Source organism: Pseudomonas sp. BF-B-26 (assembly GCF_019956495.1).
Lineage (GTDB): Bacteria > Pseudomonadota > Gammaproteobacteria > Pseudomonadales > Pseudomonadaceae > Aquipseudomonas.
Window position 1 is genome coordinate 14,443 of record NZ_JAHBDP010000011.1, and the last position, 21,083, is coordinate 35,525.

Consider the following 21,083-nt stretch of genomic DNA (forward strand, 5'->3'; position numbering starts at 1 on the left):
TAATGCAAAATGTTTGTTGTTGGCGTAAGTTCTATCGCGGATTCCGATTCTTTGCCTCAATCCATTGCGCCATGTATTGCGTACTTTTGTGATGGTGATGACGCAACATACTTCCCATAAAGTTGTCGTTTCTAAGTTGTGCCAGATGTTGTTGGCAATGCAACAGTTTTTCGATCAGTGCCGGACCATGCTCCGATTGTCGATAACGATCGGCCAGCAATGTCTTCCCTTGGGATTGGGCATCCGTCCACAGAGCCTCGTCCTTGTACAGCTGAACCGCGCACTCGGCGAACGCCTGTGCCGTTCGGGTCACAGCCCCCGGCCAGAGATGTTCGCCATGCATCGCTTCTGCGCCGATTGGCGTTGTGACGGTGGGCGTGCCACACAACATGGCGTCGACAATTTTGCCTTTGATTCCGGCACCGAAGCGTAGGGGGGCCAGACAAATCCGCGCGCCAGACATGACCTGCAATGCATCTTGCGCCCAATTCATCACATGAAAACCCTGGCCGGGGTTGTGCAATGCCGTCGCTTTGGGCGGTGTGTAGGCACCGTAAATGTGCAATTGAGCCTTTGGCAGTTGTTCGCGGATCAGCGGCCAGATAGTGGTTTTCATCCAGAGCACCGCATCCCAGTTCGGCGCATGTCGGAAGTTGCCGATGCTGAGAAAGTGCGCGCGGTCTTCAAAAGAAACCGGTGGCACGCTCGGTAGATCGACCATCAGCGGGCACCAGTGCAGCAAGTGGCGCGGCAGCTTGAATTGCTCGACCAGCAACTCGATCTCTACTTCAGAAATCATCAGATTCAGGTCGCAACGATAAATCGCTGCGATTTCCCGTTTGGCCAGATCGGTCTCGGCCATGAGCTCAAACTCTTCACGTAACGCTGGCGCGAATAGCTCATTGAAGTCATTGGTGTCGTCGCTCGCCTTCAAACGCTCCTTGAGGCGTTGATGGCGGGCATCTCGCAGGCTTTGCAGGTCGGAAGTCTCAAGCACGCGCAAGGCATCCGGGCAGTGCTTCTCAACTCGCCAGCCGAACTGTTCTTCCATCATGAACCGATCGAACAAAACGATATCCGGGGCCAGTTCGCTGATGAACGTGTCGAAACTGCTGTTGTTCAATTCGATCGGAACTTCGCGAATGCCCAACACCGTCAGGTCTGCCCGATGCTCACCGGAGCTGGCCGGACTACTGAAAGTTATGTCCCAGCCTTGCTGCAAGAAAGTCTCGAGAATTTGCATCATATGCCCACCGGCCGCTGAAGAACGGGGCTCGGGCCAGACGTAACCGATGACCAGGACTTTGGTTGCGTGGGGCTGGGTCATGAACCGGTATTCCTTGATGTAGGTAGATGGGCGCGAGAGAGGGGGCGCCATTAAATCACAGCAGACCGAACTGAAGTTCACCTCACGGGAATGGAACCCTGTCCTAGATTCAGCCGTATAGGTCCGGTAATGCGCTTGTTTCCGGCTTCCTTCAACATTGCGCGTAGATGGGAGAGATTGGCTTGAAAAGCCGGAGCATTCGTCACCGACTGACTCAGTAACGAAGTAACAACGGCTTGGGAGTCAGCATTAAGTAAACCGGGCGCCTCGTTTAGAAACGGCACGATGTCACCCTCCGATGGGTTGAGCAGCACTCCGACATCTTTACCGGCAAGCCTGCTGGAGGGGGCAATATACTCACTACCCTTGGCCAGATTGAGCAATTCGGATACTTCCGTGTCACCCAGCCCCGAGGACTTACTAAGACTTTTGTCTGCGTAGAAAAAATCCAGAGTGCCTGGCCCGCCATGAGACATTTCGTGCACCAATATGTCAGCGATTCTGCTGTCGTCGTATTTCATGCGTCGGTAGTAATGATTTAGTTGGTCGGCATAGAACACTATGAATTGTTCGTGTGCTTGATCTGCCTTCGTAGAGGCTTGCCAAGCCTTGTAGCGATTGGTGTAAAGTCCGCCCATTACATCCCCTGCGCTGGATCCATCAACCGTGAAGTTACTGATCGAGACAGTCTTGAGATCGTCTCTCATGATTTTGAGACCGTCCAGATACCATTCGATCACCTCATCCGAGTCCGAACCGAAGAACGCCTTGAGTACGAATTTGCTGTCGCCGTCGTGAATTCGCTTGCCCAGTACGTCAATTGCAAAGTCGATTTTTTGGCCCGCAATGGGTAACGCGTTGGTGATGACGGTTCGTGCATAGCTTTTAGGCATGACTCGATGCAAGCCGGGTACTCGCACCAAATCATTGGTGACACGAAAGTTCTTCAAAGCGGGGCCCCACGGTTCGCCAGTCCGCAGATTGAGGGCATACCACTGGTGCTTGTGGCGAATAGCCAAAATTGATACAGCTTCAGCAGAGTCTCCCAGCGATTGCCATGTACCTTGCCTGACATCCGTACGATTGGCCGCCCTGAACAGGTCATAGGATTGTGCGCGTCCCGTGAGCCGTTGCAGCTGAAACGTCGCGTTGTCCAGGGCAACCGCTCCCTGTTTGCTCAATTTAAGGAAACCCTTTTTAAGCAGATTGACACCACCAAACAACAATTGAGGCGTGCCATCCAAAGGATTGAGGATTGAGAGCGTCACACCGACACCAATCCTGGCCAAGTGGGCGGTTTTTGCGGCCAGGGAGGCGGTCTTGGCTGCTGCGTTCGCAAACTGTGCAGGGACACCGATCACCACCGCGAGAATCGCAAGCCCATCGATGATGCACCCGACGGCACCTTCAGCCTGGCGCGTCTTGTCATCCGAAGAGAGGTCCTCAATGCATTTTTTGAACGGCACAATCAAATCAATGATGAAGGTGCCTATGCGCTCGGCTTTTTCTCGCTCAAGCTCCAGCGCCGTTCTACCCTCGGCATTGCGGTACAGCTCTTCATACGTCGCGAAGGGGCGGTGCTTGAAGATGAAGCGAGCGATAGCCTCAAACTGTTCGGTGCAAAAGCTATGGTATGGACTACTGCTCAAGGGTGGACGTATCGACGGGACAGACAGCACTCCGAGTTTTTCGATCACCGCCTTACTGGAAATATCGTCTCGAGGTGCAACTCCCTGACTGTAAGCGACGAAATCAATCGGCAAGTGAAAGGGGGCGACCGCTGGACTTGGGTCAGTCAAGTTCCCCTTGAAGTCCAACCGGGAAGTTGAATTTAATTTGCCCGAGTCGACAAGTAAGCGACCCAGCCTGGTATTTTTTCGACATTCGCCGCGCAGAGTGAACACTTCATAACAGCTGACGCGGCCCTGGTAAGTCGCACAGAGGACTATTCCGTAACGGCAGATGGCCGCGTCTTTGTCGATCTGTCTCTCTGTCCGTTGCGCAGGTTTGGTGTTCACGCCGACAAGACCGACTGAACTGGCTGGCGTGCTGTGCAGGGCCGCTACCGACTCTCGAATCGTATAAAAACTGATTTCGCCCACCTGAAGTGCGATCCGATCCTGATCGGGCAACTGTGCCAGGGCGAGTTTTATATTAGTGACGACACCGGCTTCAAGTTTTTCATAGTAGGCATCGAATGCGGGCTCAAACAGCTCACTCACGGGATACAACGATGTGATTTGCGGGAAAGACTTATAAATGCTGGTGCCACTTCGGTTCCACTCACCTGATGCAAGATCATCAGACATGTGCAAATCCACCATCGACATCTTTAGTGATGATCCGCGATTGGCGTAAAATCCTTTCCCTGCCTGTACCAGAATTTTTTTGTCGAGATAGTCGCACCCCGGAAGTTCTTTTTGCAACTGTGAAAGTGCGAGGGCCTGCCGGGAAGGCAGAGGGCTGGTGAGTGCATGGATAACACTATCGAAGTGACCGATATATTCGCTGAAGGCGGAAGTCGCAACATGCAATGCGTGTTCATTGTAATTGCCATGCGTATCAGCCGAAATCACTCCATTTAATGCTGCCCAGTTGATAATAGGGTTGATCGCCACAACACTGTGTAGCAGCGAGAGTTCTGAAGTCACAGGCTCAAGCGCCGCAAAGTCCAGCAGCTGACTGTACGTCATCATCCGAGACGATCCGGGGTCATTGAGCTCGGCCAACGCTACGGCCTGACTGAATGTGACCCAGGCCGGGGAGCCCAGTCGTAATGACTCGGGCAGGTCCCTGACGAGAAACTCAGGCGCGATACCCGCAAGGAGGATAAACGAAGCCAGCGGTGTCGCACGGCCTGCCTCTTTGTTCAATCCGGCGAGGTGATCTTCAAGATCGCCACGAACAGCGAGGGGACTACGATCAACGTTACCAGGCTGATAGAGGTCATAGCCTGCGATCTGATTTCGTGTTTGGCCAGCCGATGAATCAAACCCAAGGATGACCGCTGCCAACAGCAACGACTGTACGTGTTCTTTACAGGCGTCTTGTCCATCATGGGTGCCATACCATTCCACAGCGGCGAGGTATTCGCGTCCATATTCTATTGCTCTCTCGGTTTCCAGGATCTGGTCCAGCAGGTAACCGGCTCCCGCTTCCACCTGTTCGATGGATTTATCTGAAATGACTGGTCGAGCGAGCTCCTCCAGAATTTCATGAGGGTGCTTGAACACCTCACGGGTGAGCGCCATCACTCGCTCACGTTCCGCTGCGCTCAGCAAAAACGGGGAGCTTTCAGCGCCCGAGATTGCTTGCCAGTAGTTACCAACCGGAGAGGCATCGGGTAAATCGAGGTGTAGAAACCTGATCAGGTTTTTTGTTTCGCCCACCGTCTTCGGGATATTGAACTGATGGAAGGTTAGCCACTGTTCAACGCTAATAGGGTCGTTGAAGTAAATATAACCGCCCGCCATCTCTGCCAATTCACCTATCACTGATAATGAATGTTCGAGACCAGGAAAATATCTAAATTCATCCCTCAGGCTTATCCAGGGGGTGTGTCGGCGAACATCGAGATCACCGCGCACATTGACTCTAAGGCAAGTTTCTTTGTCAAAAATAGTCAGGGCTTCGCTGAGCTTGGAAAAGTCGGAAGTGTGAACCATTTTTTCCAGAAGCACTCTTCCTGGCTCATACGCCTCATCAAACGGAGTGCCTGGGCGGTGGGGAATATGGATGTTCGAAAGATCAACAGGTTCATTGTCTTCTGCGCCCTGGATGATAATTTCAAGTGCACGAATAAAATCCTCTTGTTCACCTCGAATTGTTTTTGTCAGCTCAAAGTTGTCAGGTGTCGGAGGGGGTGAGGTGATGATGCTGCTCATAAGTAAATCCGTTGACTTTGTGTGGGTTGAAAGTTGGCGGAAATACTCTTTTAATTCGATCTGGGAAGCAAAGAGCGTTGTGTTAGTGCGTATTTCGATAGCGAAGTTTGATGAGTTGTGTTTATTTGCGAAGGCGTACGATCCAGGGGTAATAAATAGAAAATGTTTGTCGACAGGCGGCAAATTATTGGAGAGAAGAATCAGTTTCAGGGGGAGGTAAGTTATTGATGTTGTATTAAGCGACAGCAAGCGTGGCACTGAGCTGAACGCTCCGGCGGCAGGCGCAAGAAAATGAATGACCAAGGACAGTTAAGGAAACACGACAACTCCACTGAGCAAAACGGTCGAGATTGTCGTGTCTTGATTCACTGACCCAGGGTGGGGGGTAGTGTTCTGCAAAACGCCTCATCGGCGGGTGGTGCCTGATTCGGATACGTATCCGGCAGAACCTTGACCATCGTCGTTTCGATAACGCCGTCTGCGTACTCAGCCTCGAAGAACGCTGCGCTCCAACCCACCTTGGGAGCACGGAGAGTCGCATGGACTTCCGTGGAGGCCGGCAACTGTGCTGCGGTGTAGCGCACGCCGCAGTTGTACCTGAAGTCCCGGGCCTTTGGGTTGTGGGCTGTCCACTGGGTCATCCTGATTGGCATTTCGGACAAGGTCAGTTGCAACGTGGTCGATGTGGCGTCCAGGTGCTGTTCCTGTGCCTTTAACCTCGGTGCGGTATTGCCGGCCTGCCGCCGCTTGATGTAAGGAATCAGGTTCGCTTCAACAAACGCCCGCACATCGTGGGCGGCATTGGGAATGACCCGAAGTGTATTGTCACCCGGCAGATCCATAAGATACTGGCGTGAAGCATCCGGGATGAAGAAGTCATCGCCACTGGCGTTGACGATGTATTTCGGGATCTTCAAGCGGTCGATGTAGCCGGATAGATTTCGATAGTTCATCGGATCTTCGACTTGCAGCAACTTCTTGAACGGCTCGCTCTTGCGTTGGGCGATCACGCCTTGCGAGTGGTAGTCGAAGTACGCCAGAGGCCAGTTACCGTCGTAAGCCAGAGCCGTCTGGTCGAACACTTTGTCCGTATTCAAGACGTCTATGACAAACGGCACGATGCTATCGACGCGTGAGTCCGCAAGGGCAGACAGCCATACCGCCCAACCGCGTTTCGACGCGCCGGTAGCCAGAAAACTCACCACCTGGCCTGGCTGCGTTTCCTTTTGCGCCAGGTCCATGGCCTTGACCAGCGCTTCCATCATTGGCACATGCAGCGACATAAAGGGTTGTTGTTCCGGGGCCTGCATGAATAGGTCCCAGCTGCGGGCAACGCTGTCATCTTCTATGCGCCGCACGCCGTCATCGCTGTAGGTCAAATACTGGTTAGGGACATTGCTGACAGCCACTACGATCAAACCGGTTTGCCGGGCAATGTTGAGCAGTGTTTGCTGCGAAAAGTTATTGGGTGCTCCCGGGGACCCACCGGGCAAAGGGTTATTAACGCCGTCGTTGGCGACCAGCACGGCGCGCGTCCCCTTTACGTGGTCGGGAATGTACAGGTCGACTCCGTGAATCCAGTCTGCCGGGGCGACTTGACCGCTCTGGCCCCAGGACTGTGACATCAGCTCGAAGCGCCGGATGTTGACGCCGGGCTGTTGCTCTTGCCCCTTGCTGATGTAGCGCAGCGGTTGCGTCGCTGCGGCTTTGCGATAGCAGCTCAATACTTCGCTGAACGCCTGTCCGCTCTGTTCAAAGCAGTGCTGGGGATTGTCGGAAGAGGCTGACTGGCAACCATATCCGGCGATGAGCATCAACGACAATCCGCTGATTCTCAAATAACGTGCGTAGCGTTCGGTTCGACTCGGCATGGACTCGGTTCCTTATGAGTGGGATCACCGGTCCAATCAAACGCCAGGCGGGCGGCCTTTTCTACTGTCAGAGTTGACAGGTCAGAGCCGAAAAACGCCGAAAAATGCAGCCTTGCGTCGGTTTATGCAGAAATGGAGGGGCCACAGCCCCAGACAACTTTCTCAAGCCAGCATGCCTTTGACCTTGTCGCGCAACTGATCAATAGAGAACGGCTTGCCGATCACCGACATGCCTTCGGGCACATCCATGCTTTCGGCATAACCGCTGGCAAACAGGATGGGCAGCTCGGGACGCAGCATCCGCGCCTGGGTGGCCAATTCACGGCCGTCCATCACCGGCAAACCAACGTCGGTCATCATCAAATCGATGTACTGGTCTTCATCGTTGAGAAACTCCAGCGCCTGTTCGCTGCCATCGGCCTCGAGCACCTTGAACTCGAGTTCCTCCAGCACATCGACAATCAGCATGCGCACGATGGCGTCGTCTTCGACTACAAGGATGATGGACGCGGTGGCGGACATAGTGGGTTCTCAGAGGATGAATTCGCGGTTGTCGGTCGATCGAAATCGCCGGGCTCTTGCTTGAGTAAGTGACGGAACCCGACAAGTTCCCACGCGGTAGAAAAAAGAATAGCCGCCCAAGTGCCGGCAAGGATAACCGCTCCTTTGCGGTGTAGCAGTAGAATGTAGGATTTTGCGCGGAAAGGTATCAGATAGTTGGATCAAACCGGCGCTTTTGGGGCAAACTCCTTGGTTTTCAACAGTTCGACAAGGTTTCCCCCCATGACATCCGCGTCTTCGGTTGATGAGCAACGATTCCGCAAACTCCTGAGCCGCAACCTCAGCCTGCCGTTAGGTGTCGGCGTGCTCAGTGCAGTGTTCTTTGTTTCGCTGATTACTTACCTTCTGTCGATGATCCAGTGGGTCGAGCACACTGACCGGGTGATCAATAACGCCAATGAATCGATCAAGCTGACCGTCGATCTGGAAACCGGTATGCGCGGCTTCCTGCTCACTGGCGACGAGCACTTCCTTGAACCTTACGAAACGGCCAAGCCGCGAATCGCTGTCGCCCTCAATACCTTGCTCGACCTGACCGCGGACAACCCGGTGCAGACCGATCGTCTGCACCGGCTCCAGGCCTTGCAGAATGAGTGGGCCACTTACGCGCAGTCCCTGATTGAATTGCAGCGATCCAGCGGCGATTACCGCAGCGCGGTCAAGGCCGGGCGCGGCAAGCGGCTGACCGATGAGATCCGCAAGCAATTCGAAGACGTGATCGACATGGAGCAACAGTTGCGCACCACGCGCAACGAAGAAGTGCGCCGTACCACGATCTGGAGCATCAGCCTTTACCTGTTATTCATCGCCGGGATCAGCGCCTTGCTGGCCTATATTGGTCGTCGGGATTTGCTCAATCTTTCGCAAAGCTACAGCGCCACCCTCGCCAGGCAACAGGCCAGTGCCCAGCGTCTGGAACAGCAAGCCTGGCTGCGCAATGGCCAGACTGAACTGGCCGAACAAGTGCTGGGGCAACTGTCGCTGAATCTGCTGGGTCGCAACATTCTGCAGTTCTGCGCGCAGTACCTGGGCACCGCCGTCGCTGCCATTTATGTCCGCGAAGACCATGGCGGTCTCAAGCGCATTGCTTCTTACGGTTTCTCCCGCGAGCAGGAAGCGCGCGAACAGCAGATTTACAACGATGAAGGCATAGTCGGCCAGGTAGCGCACCAGGCTCGCTTGATCCGTCTCGATGACGTACCGAGCGGTTACTTCAAGGTCAGCTCCGGCCTGGGTGAAGGTCTGCCGCACAGTGTGCTGGTGGTGCCGACCAGTGATGACGATCGGGTCAACGGTGTGATCGAGCTGGGTTTCCTGCGCCCGCTGACGGACCGCGATGTCGAATTGCTTGAACTGATTGCCGGCAACATCGGCACGTCCATCGAGGCCGCTCGCTATCGCCAGCGTCTGCAGGAAGTGCTGGCTGAAACCCAGCAGCTCAATGAAGAGCTGCAAGTCCAGCAGGAAGAACTCAAGACCGCCAACGAAGAGCTGGAAGAGCAGTCGCGGATTCTCAAGGAATCTCAGGTGCATCTGGAGACCCAGCAGGTCGAACTTGAACAAACCAATGAGCAACTCGCCGAACAGGGTCAGATCCTGGCGGACCAGCGCGACGCCATGGACCTGAAGAACACCCAGCTCAATCAGGCCCAGATCCAGCTCGAAGAACGCGCCGAAGAGTTGCAGCGCTCGAGCAAGTACAAGTCTGAATTCCTCGCCAACATGTCCCACGAGTTGCGCACGCCGCTGAACAGCTCGTTGATCCTGGCCAAGTTGCTGGCAGAAAACCCTCAGGAAAACCTCAGCGCCGAGCAGGTCAAGTTTGCCGAGTCGATTTATTCCGCCGGCAATGATTTGCTCAACTTGATCAACGACATTCTCGACATTTCCAAGGTCGAGGCCGGCAAGCTTGAGATGCGACCGGAAAACACCAGTGTCGCGCGTCTGGTGGATGGTTTGCGCGGGATGTTCCAACCCTTGGCGACCGACAAGAAACTGGATTTCCAGGTCGCAGTGCAGGCCGGTGCGCCGATGATGATCTTCACCGACCGCCAGCGTCTGGAGCAGGTGATCAAGAACCTGCTGTCCAACGCGGTGAAATTCACCGAAAAAGGCGAAGTCAGCCTGACAGTTGCCAGTCAGCCCGCCGACGGTATTGCCTTTATCATTCGCGATACGGGGATTGGCATTGCCGCGGATCAGCAGGACGGTATTTTCGAAGCCTTCCGCCAGGCCGATGGCACCACCAATCGTCGTTACGGCGGCACCGGCCTGGGCTTGTCGATTTCCCGTGACCTGGCCGCTTTGCTCGGCGGCTCCATCAGCGTCACCAGCGAGCCGGGGCAGGGCAGTGTGTTCACCCTGGTGTTGCCGCAGCAATACGTTGAACCGGGCGAAGAGCCTGTCGAACCGATGAGAGCCACGCCGGTTGCCATAACACCGAGAGTAACGCCCGCCGCGCCGGTGCCGTTGATTGCCGAAGTCGATATTCCGCGTTTCGACGACGATCGCACCAAAGCGCCATTCGCCACGCGTTGCATTCTGGTGGTGGAAGACGAGCCGAACTTCGCCAATATCCTTTACGACCTGGCGCATGAGCTTGGTTATCAGTGCCTGGTGGCGCACGGGGCGGACGAGGGTTACGACCTGGCCAGGGAATTCATCCCGGACGCCATTCTGCTGGACATGCGTCTGCCGGATCATTCCGGGTTGACTGTGTTGCAACGCCTGAAGGAACACGCCGAAACCCGACACATTCCGGTGCATGTGATTTCCGTGGAAGACCGGGTCGAAGCCGCGATGCACATGGGGGCCATTGGTTACGCGGTCAAACCGACCACCCGCGAAGAACTCAAGGACGTGTTTGCCCGCCTTGAGGCCAAGCTGACCCAGAAAGTCAAACGCGTCCTGCTGGTCGAAGACGATGATTTGCAGCGCGACAGCATTGCCCGGCTGATCGGTGACGAGGACATCGAGATCACTGCCGTTGGCCTGGCACAAGATGCGCTGGACCTGCTGCGCACGACGATTTTCGATTGCATGATCATCGACCTGAAGCTACCGGACATGCTCGGCAACGACTTGCTCAAGCGCATGTCCACGGAAGATATCTGCTCGTTCCCTCCAGTGATCGTCTACACCGGGCGCAACCTGACCCGGGACGAAGAAGCCGAGCTGCGCAAGTATTCGCGCTCGATCATCATCAAGGGGGCGCGCTCGCCAGAGCGTTTGCTCGATGAGGTGACACTCTTTCTGCACAAAGTCGAATCCGGGTTGTCCCATGAACGCCAGAGAATGCTCAAGACCGCGCGCAGCCGCGATAAGGTCTTCGAGGGTCGTAAGGTGCTGCTGGTGGACGACGATGTACGCAACATCTTCGCCCTCACCAGTGCCCTGGAGCAAAAGGGTGCAGTCGTGGTCATCGGCCGGAACGGCCGTGAAGCGATTGAAAGACTGAATGAAGTCGAGGATATCGATCTGGTGTTGATGGACGTGATGATGCCGGAGATGGATGGCTACGAAGCCACTATCGAGATCCGCAAGGACCCGCGCTGGCGCAAGCTGCCGATCATTGCGGTGACGGCCAAGGCCATGAAGGACGATCAGGAGCGCTGCTTGCAAGCGGGCTCCAACGATTACCTGGCCAAGCCCATCGACCTGGATCGCCTGTTCTCGCTGATTCGCGTGTGGTTGCCGAAGATGGAACGCATTTAGTGGAAAAGAACACTGAAATCGAATTGCGCTTGTTGATCGAGGCGATATACCTCAAATACAGCTATGACTTTCGCGATTACTCCGGTGCTTCGATCAAACGCCGGGTCAATCACGCGTTGAGCCAGTTCGAGTGCACGACCATTTCAGCGTTGCAGGAAAAGGTCCTGCACGACCCGGCGGCATTCATGCAGTTGTTGCAACTGCTGACGATCCCGGTCAGCGAAATGTTCCGCGACCCTTCGCATTTCCTGGCGATTCGCAGGGAAGTGGTGCCGCTGCTCAAGACTTACCCCTCGATCAAGATCTGGATTGCCGGTTGCAGCACCGGTGAGGAGGTCTATTCGATGGCCATTCTGCTGCGCGAAGAAGGCTTGCTCGATCGCACCATCATCTATGCCACCGACATCAATCCGCGCTCGCTGGATAAAGCCAAGCAAGGGATTTTCTCCATGGAGAGTGTCCGCGCCTACACTCATAACTACCAGCAGGCAGGTGGCCAGGGTTCGTTCGCCGAGTACTACACGGCGGCTTACGGTTACGCCATTTTCGACAAGACCCTGTGTGAGAACGTGACCTTCGCCGATCACAGCCTGGCGACTGACAGTGTTTTTTCAGAAACTCAATTGATTTCGTGCCGTAATGTTTTGATTTATTTCAATAAAAAGCTTCAGGATCGTGCTTTCGGTTTGTTCCATGATTCCCTTTGCCATCGAGGATTTCTGGTGCTGGGCAGCAAGGAAACCCTGGATTTCTCGTCTTACGGCAACCAGTTCGAACCGTTGGTCAAACAAGAACGGGTCTACCGAAAATCATGAACAGTGCAGCGGATCTGCCTTCTATAGAGGCTATTGTGATCGGCGCCTCGGCCGGCGGAGTGGAGGCATTGCTGAATATCCTCGGCTCACTGCGAGAGGGCTTCAAACTGCCGATCATTGTGGTTTTGCACTTGCCGGACGTACGTCGCAGTCATCTGGTCGAGGTGTTCGCACGGCGGGTAGCCATGCCTGTGCGGGAAGCCTGCGACAAGACGCTGGTCGAAGCGGGAACGCTGTATTTCGCGGCTCCGGGTTATCACTTGTCGGTGGAGCAGGACCGCAGTTTTTCCTTGAGCCTGGAAGCCCGCGTGCATTATTCGCGACCGGCCATCGATTACCTGTTCGAGTCAGCCGCCGATGCCTACGGTTCAACGCTGGCCGCGGTGTTGTTGACCGGCGCCAACCGTGATGGTGCCCGCGGCCTGGCCCAGGTCAAGCGTCGTGGAGGCATGACCATCGTTCAGGACCCGGACGAAGCCCAGGTCGCGACCATGCCCCGGGCGGCGCTTGATATACACCAGCCGGACCATATTCTCCCTATTCGCGGCATCGGCCGTCTGCTTGTCGAGCTGGAACGAATCGCATGCTAAGTAATATCCAGGCCAAACTGCTGATCGTCGACGACTTGCCGGAGAACTTGTTGGCGCTCGAAGCGTTGATCAAGCGCGAAGACCGTATCGTCTATAAAGCCTTGTCCGCCGACGAAGCCTTGTCGCTGTTACTGCAACACGAGTTCGCCATGGCCATTCTCGACGTGCAAATGCCCGGCATGAACGGCTTCGAACTGGCCGAGCTGATGCGCGGTACGGAAAAGACCAAGAACATTCCGATCGTGTTCGTCAGTGCGGGCGGTCGTGAACTGAACTACGCGTTCAAGGGCTATGAAAGCGGCGCCGTGGATTTCCTCTACAAGCCGCTGGATATCCATGCGGTCAAGAGCAAGGTCAACGTGTTCGTCGAACTGTATCGCCAAAGCAAGGCGATGAAACAACAGGTCGAAGAGCTGGAGCAAAGCCGCCGCGAGCAGGAAGCGCTGCTCAAGCAGTTACAGAGTACCCAGCTGGAACTGGAGCAAGCGGTGCGCATGCGCGATGACTTCATGTCCATCGTTGCCCACGAAGTCCGCACGCCACTCAATGGCCTTATCCTCGAAACCCAGTTGCGCAAGATGCACCTGGCCCGGGACAACGCGGCGGCGTTCACCCTGGACAAAATGCACGCGATGGTCGATCGCGATGAGCGGCAGATCAAAAGCCTGATTCGCTTGATCGAGGACATGCTCGATGTGTCGCGCATTCGCACGGGCAAGTTGTCGATCCGACCGACGCGCTTCGATCTGTCGGCGCTGGTTCGCGACTTGTTGCAGAACTTTGCACCACAGATCGATGCTGCCGAGTCCTCGGTCACCCTGGAGGCCGAGCAACCGGTGCTGGGCAGCTGGGACGAATTTCGCATTGAACAGGTGATGTCCAACCTGCTGACCAATGCTTTGCGCTACGGCGCCAAGAGTCCGATCACCGTTAAGGTGTACAGTGAGAGTGGTCAGGCTTGGGTGGAAGTGCGCGATCTGGGGATCGGCATCGGCGAAGAGAACCAGAAGCGTATTTTCCAGCAGTTCGAACGCGTCACGGCTAAACACGCTGTCGCGGGGCTGGGCCTGGGGTTGTTTATTTCCGAGCAGATTGTGGCCGCCCATGGCGGTTTTATTACCGTCGAAAGCCGGATTGGCGAAGGCGCCTTGTTTCGCGTTTGTCTGCCGCTGTAGGAAAACAGCCAGATAAACGCAACCTCTGATCGACCCCACGGTCGTATCAGCAGCTATTGACCGAACAAAGGCTTCCCATGAGTGAAGATGCACAAGACGTCGTATTGATCGTCGAAGATGACCCCTCGATTTTGATGGTGCTGTCTGCCTATCTGTCGGGTGAGGGCTACCGGGTATTGCAGGCCGAAAACGGCGAGCAGGCCTTCGAAATTCTGTCGAGCAAACCGCACCTGGACATGATGATCACCGATTTCCGCCTGCCGGGCGGGATCTCTGGCGTGCAGATTGCGGAACCTGCCGTGAAGCTGCGACCGGAGCTCAAGGTGATCTTTATCAGCGGTTATCCGCAGGAGATCCGCGAGACGGACAGCCCGATCACCCGTAAGGCGCCGATCCTGGCCAAGCCGTTTGATCTGGATGTGCTGCAGGAGCTTATGCAGGAAATGCTCTCGTAAGACCTGTCGGGGGATTTCGGCACCAAACCTTCAGGTGGGGGCAGCCGTGAACTGCGATCTTTTGAAATACTTGAAAAATCAGAAGATCGCAGACGCGGCGGATGCGACTCACCAGTGGGAGAGTGCACCCATCAAGCGAAGCTCATCCTGGATTCAATCGTCGACGTCAATTCAAGCAGCTGCGCGCAGAGATCTGTGTACTCAGTGGAACAGCTTATGACTTCACCCAAAAAGTCTGAGTTGTCTTGAGGGATATCCGTGACGCGCTCTCCAGGTTGTTTCGTATATCGATAATCTCGCACGTCGATTCCGAGCTCGGCCGCGATTTGCCCAATGTCCGGAAGCGCAGTCAAAACCCCTGACACCGGTGCTTTAATCAGCCGAATACCGGAGTAGCACAGAGGATCTGGCGACCTCTCGTCGACAACGCCAGTGACAGCCCACCGCACCCAGATCTCCCAGGGATCCAGATTTTTAAACGACAACGCAGCCAAGTCCCAAATGTGCAGGCCGGCTGGCCGCATGTTTGTTTCTACTGCGGCAGTGAGTCCGGGGCGCGAGAATATTTCGTTGTGGTAGGCGCCGCCGTCTGGAACCAGTCGCCGCATGTGATTCCCGGCGGCGTCAACCTGACGACGGATATCTTCTGGCAATGGTGCAGGCACAATTTGTTGTACTTCTGCGCGGTATAGCCCCGTTGTTGTATGTTTCTCCGTTATCCACGAGCATCCCGCCACGTAATCCCAACTGTACTCTTGAGCATTCTCGATCAATTCTTCGACGATAATTCCACTGTCGTGATATTGCCTTAAGTCTGCCCAGATGATTTCGCAGTGCTCGATGGAGGGGACGACATGGCAACCACGACTATTTCCTTCGTTCACCGGCTTGACGAAAGCTCGCCCACCGAGCTCAGCTACAGCGTTCTGGAACTGCGCCTTTGATCGTACATGAACGCAACGAACAGGTTTGTACGCTGGAACGTGAGCTTTACTTTGTGCGTCCCGGTTGCGAAACGCATGCTTGTCGAGGCCTGCAAGTGCATCGTGCGGCGTTACTCCAGCAAGCCCGAAATGCTTGGCCAGTGTGGCGCCAAGCAGCACGCCACGGTCTGAAAATGGCAGGATGCCGATGGTTTTGAGCTCAAGCCGATCAAGCTCTGCGCACACCCATCGAGTCGACGTTTCTACGGCGTCATTCCCAAGGGGGCACGCGACTAATTCATCGGCGGCGTGACGATCGGCTTCTTCGATCTTTTCTGTCACAAGTAATAACTTCGCGTCGAAGAGTTGATGGCAAGCTCGTTGAATTTTGGGGATGTCGTAAATACGGACGTTGTTGTATCCAACGACGATCAAGCATTTTTCCATGTCGGTCTTATCCTTTGATTGAGGCGCAATGAACGTATTCGACTCCGATAGCTGCACGTCAGCTAATACTGAGCACCGGCTCCAAGCCCTCGATTCGTTGTATTCCCAGACCCGGCTTATCACTCAAGAGAAGCGTATTTATCGACATCGTCGCGCCACCGATTACGGGATTGCGAGTGATCAACGCCATAACGTCGAGATCAATGAATCTGAAATTCCTGCCTGAGCAAAAACTCGCCATTGCAGCTATCGCGATGGGAGACTCCATGAGACACGTCGCCGCACAAATCCTGGAGTGCAGGCGAGCGAGGTCGTAAGCCGATCTTGCGGAGCGGATACCCCCCAGCTTCATCAGTTTTATGGCGAGCCCGTCTACAATTCCGTGTTTTACCAAATCGGCTGCGTCAAGTAGCGATGAGCAACTCTCATCTGCCAGCACAGGAACACGCGAGGCGGCGGTGACTCGACCAAGGCAGGACCTCTCGGTAAATAGCACAGGTTGTTCTATAAAAGAGAGATTCATTGCGGTAGCTTCGACATGTTCGGCAAATCTCAGCGCATCGTTTTCACTCCATGCCTGATTGGCGTCGACTCCGATTTCAATATGTCCCCCAACCGAGCGACGGATCTCTCGAACCCGTCGGAGGTCGTCCTCAATACCCTGTTCGGAGCCAAGTTTAAGCTTCAAGGTAGTGAAACCGTTGCTGACAGCGGCAGCAGCATCGCTCACCATCTCATCAAGCGTGTTGTGGGAAATCGAGATGCCCGTCGTTATCTGCTGGCTGTCACCACCCAGGAAACGATAAAGCGGAAGGCCGGCGGCTTGAGCCATAAGGTCGTGTAGCGCTATGTCGATTGATGCTTTTGCGGCTGTGTTCCCGGCAATGGAATGATCCTGCGACGTTAGGATCGCTTCAAACTTCGAAACATCCTTGCCCATCAAGGTGGGTGCAAATACGTTTCTTACTGCCGATATTATCGAATCGACGCTTTCGCCGTTCATTCGCAAAGAGGGTGTACCTGCTCCGTAGCCACGCAAGCCGCAATCCGTCTCTATCTCGATGACCACGTCCTCGATGTATTGAACACGGCGAAGGCATGACACAAACGGTTTTCGAAGGGGGATGCGCAGCAAACTGATGGACACTCTGTTAATTCGCATCGTATTTCCTGAGTTTCGGTCGATAAGCCGAGCTTGAATTTAGAATGATCATCACCGCAACAACGATGAAAGCCATCCCGGTCAATGCCAGGATTGGGCCAGATATTTCCAGAGGGGCGTAACGTGAGACCAGGGCGCTTAGTCCTCCACCAGCCCCGACCGCAAGCTCTTTGATAAAAAGACAGTTGTCTTTCGCTCCAAATACGTCCAGGTAGCTGGCAAAACATTCAACTAACGAGAGCATCATTACCCATACAAGTGCGCCGGTGAATGTCGCTGCATGGAAAGGCCCGGGCAGCGCTATTACGCAGAGGCCGCAGAACATTGCCAGCCACGTGGTGATCATCGAAACTCTGTCACCGGTGAACTTGCCCATAACGCTGATAACTGGTTTTTGAAGAATGACGATGAACACGCTACTGGCCAAGACAACCATTCCATACCACGGGGCGAGTGATCCAGTTGTCGACACAATATATTGGGGCAGCAGGGTAAACGGGCTGTACAGTTTGATGCCCATTGTTAAACCCAGGAGCACCCATGCCAATTGAATGGATCTGGACGCAGTGCTTCCTGCGGGTAATTCGACACAGGTCCGGGAGGAAACGATACTTCGAGCCACATACGCCGCCAGTAACAGAAGTATGAAGCTTGTCAGCGCTATTACAGTGTTGTTTTGGGCTGGAATTGAAAGAGCGATGCCGGCCAGGATGACACCTGAGTTTATTGCAACCTTGTTTCGCGCCGCTGCACCGATGTTTTCGGAGGCGTACGCTCTAATCAGATAACCCGCCACGCTAACACCGGTCGCCAGACATATCGCTCCCGCAATGAGGAATATCTGGCCTGGGATCAAGAGTAATACAGCACCCAACGCGGCTAACAATGTAGCTGCCAGGATTGCGTTAGCCCTGAAGTGCGTAAAAAAGAACGGCGAAAAAACCAGAAAAAAGCGACTACCGAAAACAAGTATCGCATTCGAAATGGGATCAAACCAGACGGTAGCGCGACCCAGAATCGTGTAGAACGAAGTCGCAATAATGAGTCGAACGATGAAGGCTCCTTTCATTGGATATCCTTATGGTAGGCATACAACGATGTGTTTCTGAAATTCAAGCGAGGGCCGTACTTCTGACTGCTTTAGAGATACGCGTCATATCCGGGTGATAAAGACAAATTGTGTCTCGGTCCTTTGCTACGAAACAACAGGCGGGGTGTTTCGTTGAGCTTTATCCTCCGTGCATGAGTGGCTGCGGTATGGATGTCCAGATTTAAAATGGGACGGGCATGCAGCACCTTATGGTTCGCTAAAATAAGAAAGGTACCCGTGGTAGCGGCTGAACAGATCGGGGTCCACGACGGTATTCGCTGCCTTATGATTCGAATCAATTGACTGTCGACAGGGTTGGTTGGCACCATACGCGCGCCGATATCAGTATCAATACGGAAGTCGAGGTAAACCTGTATTCCGTAGGTTGGATCGTACTGGATCAGTTTTCTCTCATGACTTTTCAAAAGTTCAACGTTTTTTCCCGATCGAAAGCGTGCGCTCATTTGCGCAAGTTGCTTCAGCTCTGTATCACTGAGACAGTCAATAATATTCTTAGCAAGAAAACACTGTGTTGGCGTGCATGTCTCATCGCGACAGACGGTTAGTGCGAGAAGATCGGTTGATTCAACTTCGTACAGATCATCGGAATGAGGCGTGATGTCACCATAACCATTTCCCCAGTTTCGATACTTTTCGGCATTTTCTTTGAGGAATATCGCTTTATGATTTTCATAAGGATACTTGATGTCCCGAAGATGGAAAAGTTCGCACAATGCTTCGTGAACTATAAAGGCGAGGCGGTAATTGTCCGTTCGGAACACGCCTGTCAAGCATACTGCTGAGACGCCATTCTTTCCGACACTATCAAAGTAACGCTTGTCGTCTTCACGCAATGTATCGCTGAACAGGGAAATTAGCTGAAGCTTCAAAGCGTGATTTGACAGGTCGGGCTGGTGATTTGTCCACCAGACTTCAACTGGGTCACAGATATATCCTACGTCTCGCGTGAAAACTCGCTCATGACGTAGGTGGTCGTGTATGAACTTCGGAGTCAATTCCATTTAAAGTTCCTTTTAAAACGAATTTTGGAGATATCCATATCTCGCGCAGCGCATACAGATTTTGTATTGCGCCATGGTGCAATACAAAATTAAACAGAAAACCAGGTGGTTTAACTTGCGTGTTTATATTCTTTGAGTTCGTCGCCGTTAACATCGCTTCTAAGATTGGACCCCAAGGCGAAATTTAGGCAATACAAAATTAATGTATAAATATTACGGCGCGAATCAGATTCGGGGCTATCAAAGAAGGGTACTGGCCGTGCCAAGAAGAGGCCGGTTCAGTCCTGCGATCCGCTGTCAGCTACTGTTCCACCGCTCTAGCGCAGCAGTCAGCGACCCCTATGGGGGTGAAAAGTGAACCTGACCCATGGACGCAGACGTCTCACACGCGGATCATCTCCCGCACCTTCGCCGTCAACAGGTCGAAGGTGAAGGGCTTCGTGATCATCTGCATGCCTGGATCAAGGAAGCCACCGCGCACCGCCGCGTGCTCGGCGTAGCCGGTGATGAACAACACCTTCAGATCAGGCCGGTATTGCCGGCCGATTTCCGCCAGTTGCCGGCCATTCATGCCGGGCAATCCAACGTCGCTGATCAACAGATCGATGCGCTGCCCGGAATCGAGAATCGGCACTGCGCTGTTCGCATCGCCCGCCTCGACGAAGGCATAGCCCAGGTCACTCAAGACTGTACTGACCAACACCCGCACCGCCGGATCGTCCTCGACGATCAGCACCGTTTCGCCATTGCGCGCGAACGGAGCGTGCTGGACGTTCACCGGGCTGTCCTTAGGCAGGTCACCGTCGAATCGCGGCAGAAACAGACTCACCGTGGTGCCTTCGCCTACTTCACTGTGAATGGCGACGTGGCCGCGTGATTGCTTGCTGAAGCCATAGATCATCGACAATCCAAGGCCTGTGCCCTGACCGATAGGCTTGGTGGTAAAGAACGGGTCAAAGGCCCGGTTGACGGTGCTTTGCGGCATGCCACACCCGGTATCCGTGACGCTCAGCACCACGTAATCACCCGGTTGAAGGTTGCTTTGCGTCTCGGTGAAGTCGCGGTCCAGATACTGATTGCTGGTTTTTACCACCAGTTTGCCGCCATCGGGCATCGCATCCCGAGCATTGATCACCAGATTGAGCAGGGCGCTTTCCAGTTGATTGGGGTCAGCCTCGGCCACCCAGAGTTGCTCGTTCAGCTGCATGTCCAGCTGAATGGTTTCGTTGATGCTGCGCTGAAGCAGTTCGCCCATGGACACCACCAGGGTATTCATCTCCACGGGTTTGGAGTCCAGCGACTGACGCCGGGAGAACGCCAGCAGGCGGTGGGTCAGGCCCGCCGCGCGGTTGGCTGAGGTCACGCCGAGGTCGATCAGGCTGTCCAGATCCTCGGTGCGCCCACGGGCCAGACGTCGGCGCAGCAGCTCAAGGCTGCCGATGATGCCGGTCAACATGTTGTTGAAGTCGTGGGCAATGCCACCGGTGAGCTGGCCGACCGCTTCCATCTTCTGCGATTGGCGCAGGGCTTCTTCATTGTGTCGCAGCTGGGCGGTGCGTTCCTCGACCTGCTGTTCAAGGGTTTCGAGGGTGTTTTGCAGTCGCAATTCGCTTTGACTCAAATCGATCAGCCGGTCCCTGGCTTCGTACTGTCGTCGACGACCGCGCAATGCGGTGGTCACCAGGCTGATCAACGTGACCGGGTGAAAAGGGCGCTCAAGAAAGGTCACGTTCCCCAGCTGTGGGCCGTAGCGCGACGCCGGGTTCTGTTCCGGGCCGCCATGGTAGGTCATCAATACAATCGGCAGGTCGGACCAGGCCGGCTGTTGCTCGATCAGCCCGAGCAGCGGTTCAAGATCACCGCCCTGCAAGGCCTCGGAAGAGATCAGCAGTAATCCTGCCCCTTGCTGCAGTTCGCTGCACAACGCCACCAGGTCCCGAGTAATGACCCCGTCGTAACCCGCTTCATTGAGCATCATCAGCGCAATCTGGCTGTCGCGACCCAGCGGCGCGAGAATGATTGCACGCTCGGACATCGCTTCCCGGGC

At 54.7% G+C, this 21,083-nt stretch carries 14 protein-coding genes; 5 read left to right on the forward strand and 9 right to left on the reverse strand.

Annotation, left to right across the window (positions count from 1 at the left end; all coding sequences use genetic code 11):
- Positions 1-31: 31 nt before the first annotated feature.
- From KGB03_RS00715 to KGB03_RS00730, 4 genes are all read right to left on the reverse strand, one after another.
- Positions 32-1,327, reverse strand: a complete 1,296-nt coding sequence (locus KGB03_RS00715) for a glycosyltransferase (protein WP_218535114.1) — start codon at positions 1,325-1,327, stop codon at positions 32-34.
- A gap of 77 nt (positions 1,328-1,404) precedes the next feature.
- Positions 1,405-5,469, reverse strand: coding sequence for a hypothetical protein (locus KGB03_RS00720; RefSeq protein ID WP_223525881.1), 4,065 nt, complete (start codon positions 5,467-5,469; stop codon positions 1,405-1,407).
- Between the two features lie 107 nt (positions 5,470-5,576).
- Positions 5,577-7,082: a PhoPQ-activated protein PqaA family protein gene (locus KGB03_RS00725; RefSeq protein WP_223525882.1), complete on the reverse strand. Its 1,506-nt coding sequence runs from the start codon at positions 7,080-7,082 to the stop codon at positions 5,577-5,579.
- 162 nt (positions 7,083-7,244) lie between these two features.
- The gene (locus KGB03_RS00730; RefSeq protein ID WP_218535107.1) at positions 7,245-7,604 is read right to left on the reverse strand and encodes a response regulator; all 360 of its coding nucleotides are present in this window, start codon (positions 7,602-7,604) and stop codon (positions 7,245-7,247) included.
- Positions 7,605-7,865: 261 nt separating this feature from the next.
- Here KGB03_RS00730 and KGB03_RS00735 point away from each other — a divergent pair, with 261 nt between their 5' ends.
- The 5 genes from KGB03_RS00735 (at position 7,866) to KGB03_RS00755 (ending at position 14,392) form a co-directional block, all read left to right on the forward strand.
- A complete protein-coding gene (locus KGB03_RS00735; RefSeq protein ID WP_218535103.1) occupies positions 7,866-11,357 on the forward strand; it encodes a response regulator in 3,492 nt (1,163 codons plus the stop codon).
- Positions 11,357-12,172, forward strand: coding sequence for a CheR family methyltransferase (locus KGB03_RS00740; RefSeq protein WP_192408432.1), 816 nt, complete (start codon positions 11,357-11,359; stop codon positions 12,170-12,172). Before KGB03_RS00735 ends, KGB03_RS00740 begins: the two co-directional genes overlap by 1 nt.
- Entirely contained in the window at positions 12,169-12,762 is a 594-nt protein-coding gene (locus KGB03_RS00745; RefSeq protein WP_218535098.1) for a chemotaxis protein CheB, read from the forward strand. The genes KGB03_RS00740 and KGB03_RS00745 overlap by 4 nt, the downstream gene beginning before the upstream one ends.
- The gene (locus KGB03_RS00750; protein ID WP_192408434.1) at positions 12,756-13,937 is read left to right on the forward strand and encodes a hybrid sensor histidine kinase/response regulator; all 1,182 of its coding nucleotides are present in this window, start codon (positions 12,756-12,758) and stop codon (positions 13,935-13,937) included. Before KGB03_RS00745 ends, KGB03_RS00750 begins: the two co-directional genes overlap by 7 nt.
- A 77-nt stretch (positions 13,938-14,014) precedes the next feature.
- A complete protein-coding gene (locus KGB03_RS00755) occupies positions 14,015-14,392 on the forward strand; it encodes a response regulator (protein WP_008146959.1) in 378 nt (125 codons plus the stop codon).
- A gap of 131 nt (positions 14,393-14,523) precedes the next feature.
- On the opposite strand, the gene KGB03_RS00760 is transcribed toward KGB03_RS00755, so the two are convergent.
- The 5 genes from KGB03_RS00760 to KGB03_RS00780 form a co-directional block, all read right to left on the reverse strand.
- Positions 14,524-15,762, reverse strand: a complete 1,239-nt coding sequence (locus KGB03_RS00760; RefSeq protein WP_223525883.1) for an acetyl-CoA carboxylase biotin carboxylase subunit family protein — start codon at positions 15,760-15,762, stop codon at positions 14,524-14,526.
- Positions 15,763-15,820: 58 nt separating this feature from the next.
- The gene (locus KGB03_RS00765; protein ID WP_223525884.1) at positions 15,821-16,924 is read right to left on the reverse strand and encodes a mandelate racemase/muconate lactonizing enzyme family protein; all 1,104 of its coding nucleotides are present in this window, start codon (positions 16,922-16,924) and stop codon (positions 15,821-15,823) included.
- Positions 16,914-17,993 (reverse strand): hypothetical protein, encoded by a 1,080-nt coding sequence (locus tag KGB03_RS00770; protein ID WP_223525885.1) that lies wholly within the window; start codon positions 17,991-17,993, stop codon positions 16,914-16,916. The genes KGB03_RS00765 and KGB03_RS00770 overlap by 11 nt, the downstream gene beginning before the upstream one ends.
- A gap of 71 nt (positions 17,994-18,064) precedes the next feature.
- Complete coding sequence (locus KGB03_RS00775; protein ID WP_218535088.1) at positions 18,065-19,036, reverse strand: hypothetical protein; 972 nt, start codon at positions 19,034-19,036, stop codon at positions 18,065-18,067.
- Between the two features lie 382 nt (positions 19,037-19,418).
- A complete protein-coding gene (locus KGB03_RS00780) occupies positions 19,419-21,071 on the reverse strand; it encodes an ATP-binding protein (protein WP_263293549.1) in 1,653 nt (550 codons plus the stop codon).
- Positions 21,072-21,083: the final 12 nt, after the last annotated feature.

What these genes read in the sequence shown, in the direction of transcription:
- KGB03_RS00780 (WP_263293549.1), bottom strand. Translation starts at nt 21,071, where the DNA reads ATGTCCGAGCGTGCAATCATTCTCGCGCCGCTGGGTCGCGACAGCCAG.
- KGB03_RS00745 (WP_218535098.1), top strand. Translation starts at nt 12,169, where the DNA reads ATGAACAGTGCAGCGGATCTGCCTTCTATAGAGGCTATTGTGATCGGC.
- KGB03_RS00730 (WP_218535107.1), bottom strand. Translation starts at nt 7,604, where the DNA reads ATGTCCGCCACCGCGTCCATCATCCTTGTAGTCGAAGACGACGCCATC.
- KGB03_RS00725 (WP_223525882.1), bottom strand. Translation starts at nt 7,082, where the DNA reads ATGCCGAGTCGAACCGAACGCTACGCACGTTATTTGAGAATCAGCGGA.
- KGB03_RS00755 (WP_008146959.1), top strand. Translation starts at nt 14,015, where the DNA reads ATGAGTGAAGATGCACAAGACGTCGTATTGATCGTCGAAGATGACCCC.
- KGB03_RS00775 (WP_218535088.1), bottom strand. Translation starts at nt 19,036, where the DNA reads ATGGAATTGACTCCGAAGTTCATACACGACCACCTACGTCATGAGCGA.
- KGB03_RS00750 (WP_192408434.1), top strand. Translation starts at nt 12,756, where the DNA reads ATGCTAAGTAATATCCAGGCCAAACTGCTGATCGTCGACGACTTGCCG.
- KGB03_RS00735 (WP_218535103.1), top strand. Translation starts at nt 7,866, where the DNA reads ATGACATCCGCGTCTTCGGTTGATGAGCAACGATTCCGCAAACTCCTG.
- KGB03_RS00770 (WP_223525885.1), bottom strand. Translation starts at nt 17,993, where the DNA reads ATGAAAGGAGCCTTCATCGTTCGACTCATTATTGCGACTTCGTTCTAC.
- KGB03_RS00715 (WP_218535114.1), bottom strand. Translation starts at nt 1,327, where the DNA reads ATGACCCAGCCCCACGCAACCAAAGTCCTGGTCATCGGTTACGTCTGG.
- KGB03_RS00760 (WP_223525883.1), bottom strand. Translation starts at nt 15,762, where the DNA reads ATGGAAAAATGCTTGATCGTCGTTGGATACAACAACGTCCGTATTTAC.
- KGB03_RS00765 (WP_223525884.1), bottom strand. Translation starts at nt 16,924, where the DNA reads ATGCGAATTAACAGAGTGTCCATCAGTTTGCTGCGCATCCCCCTTCGA.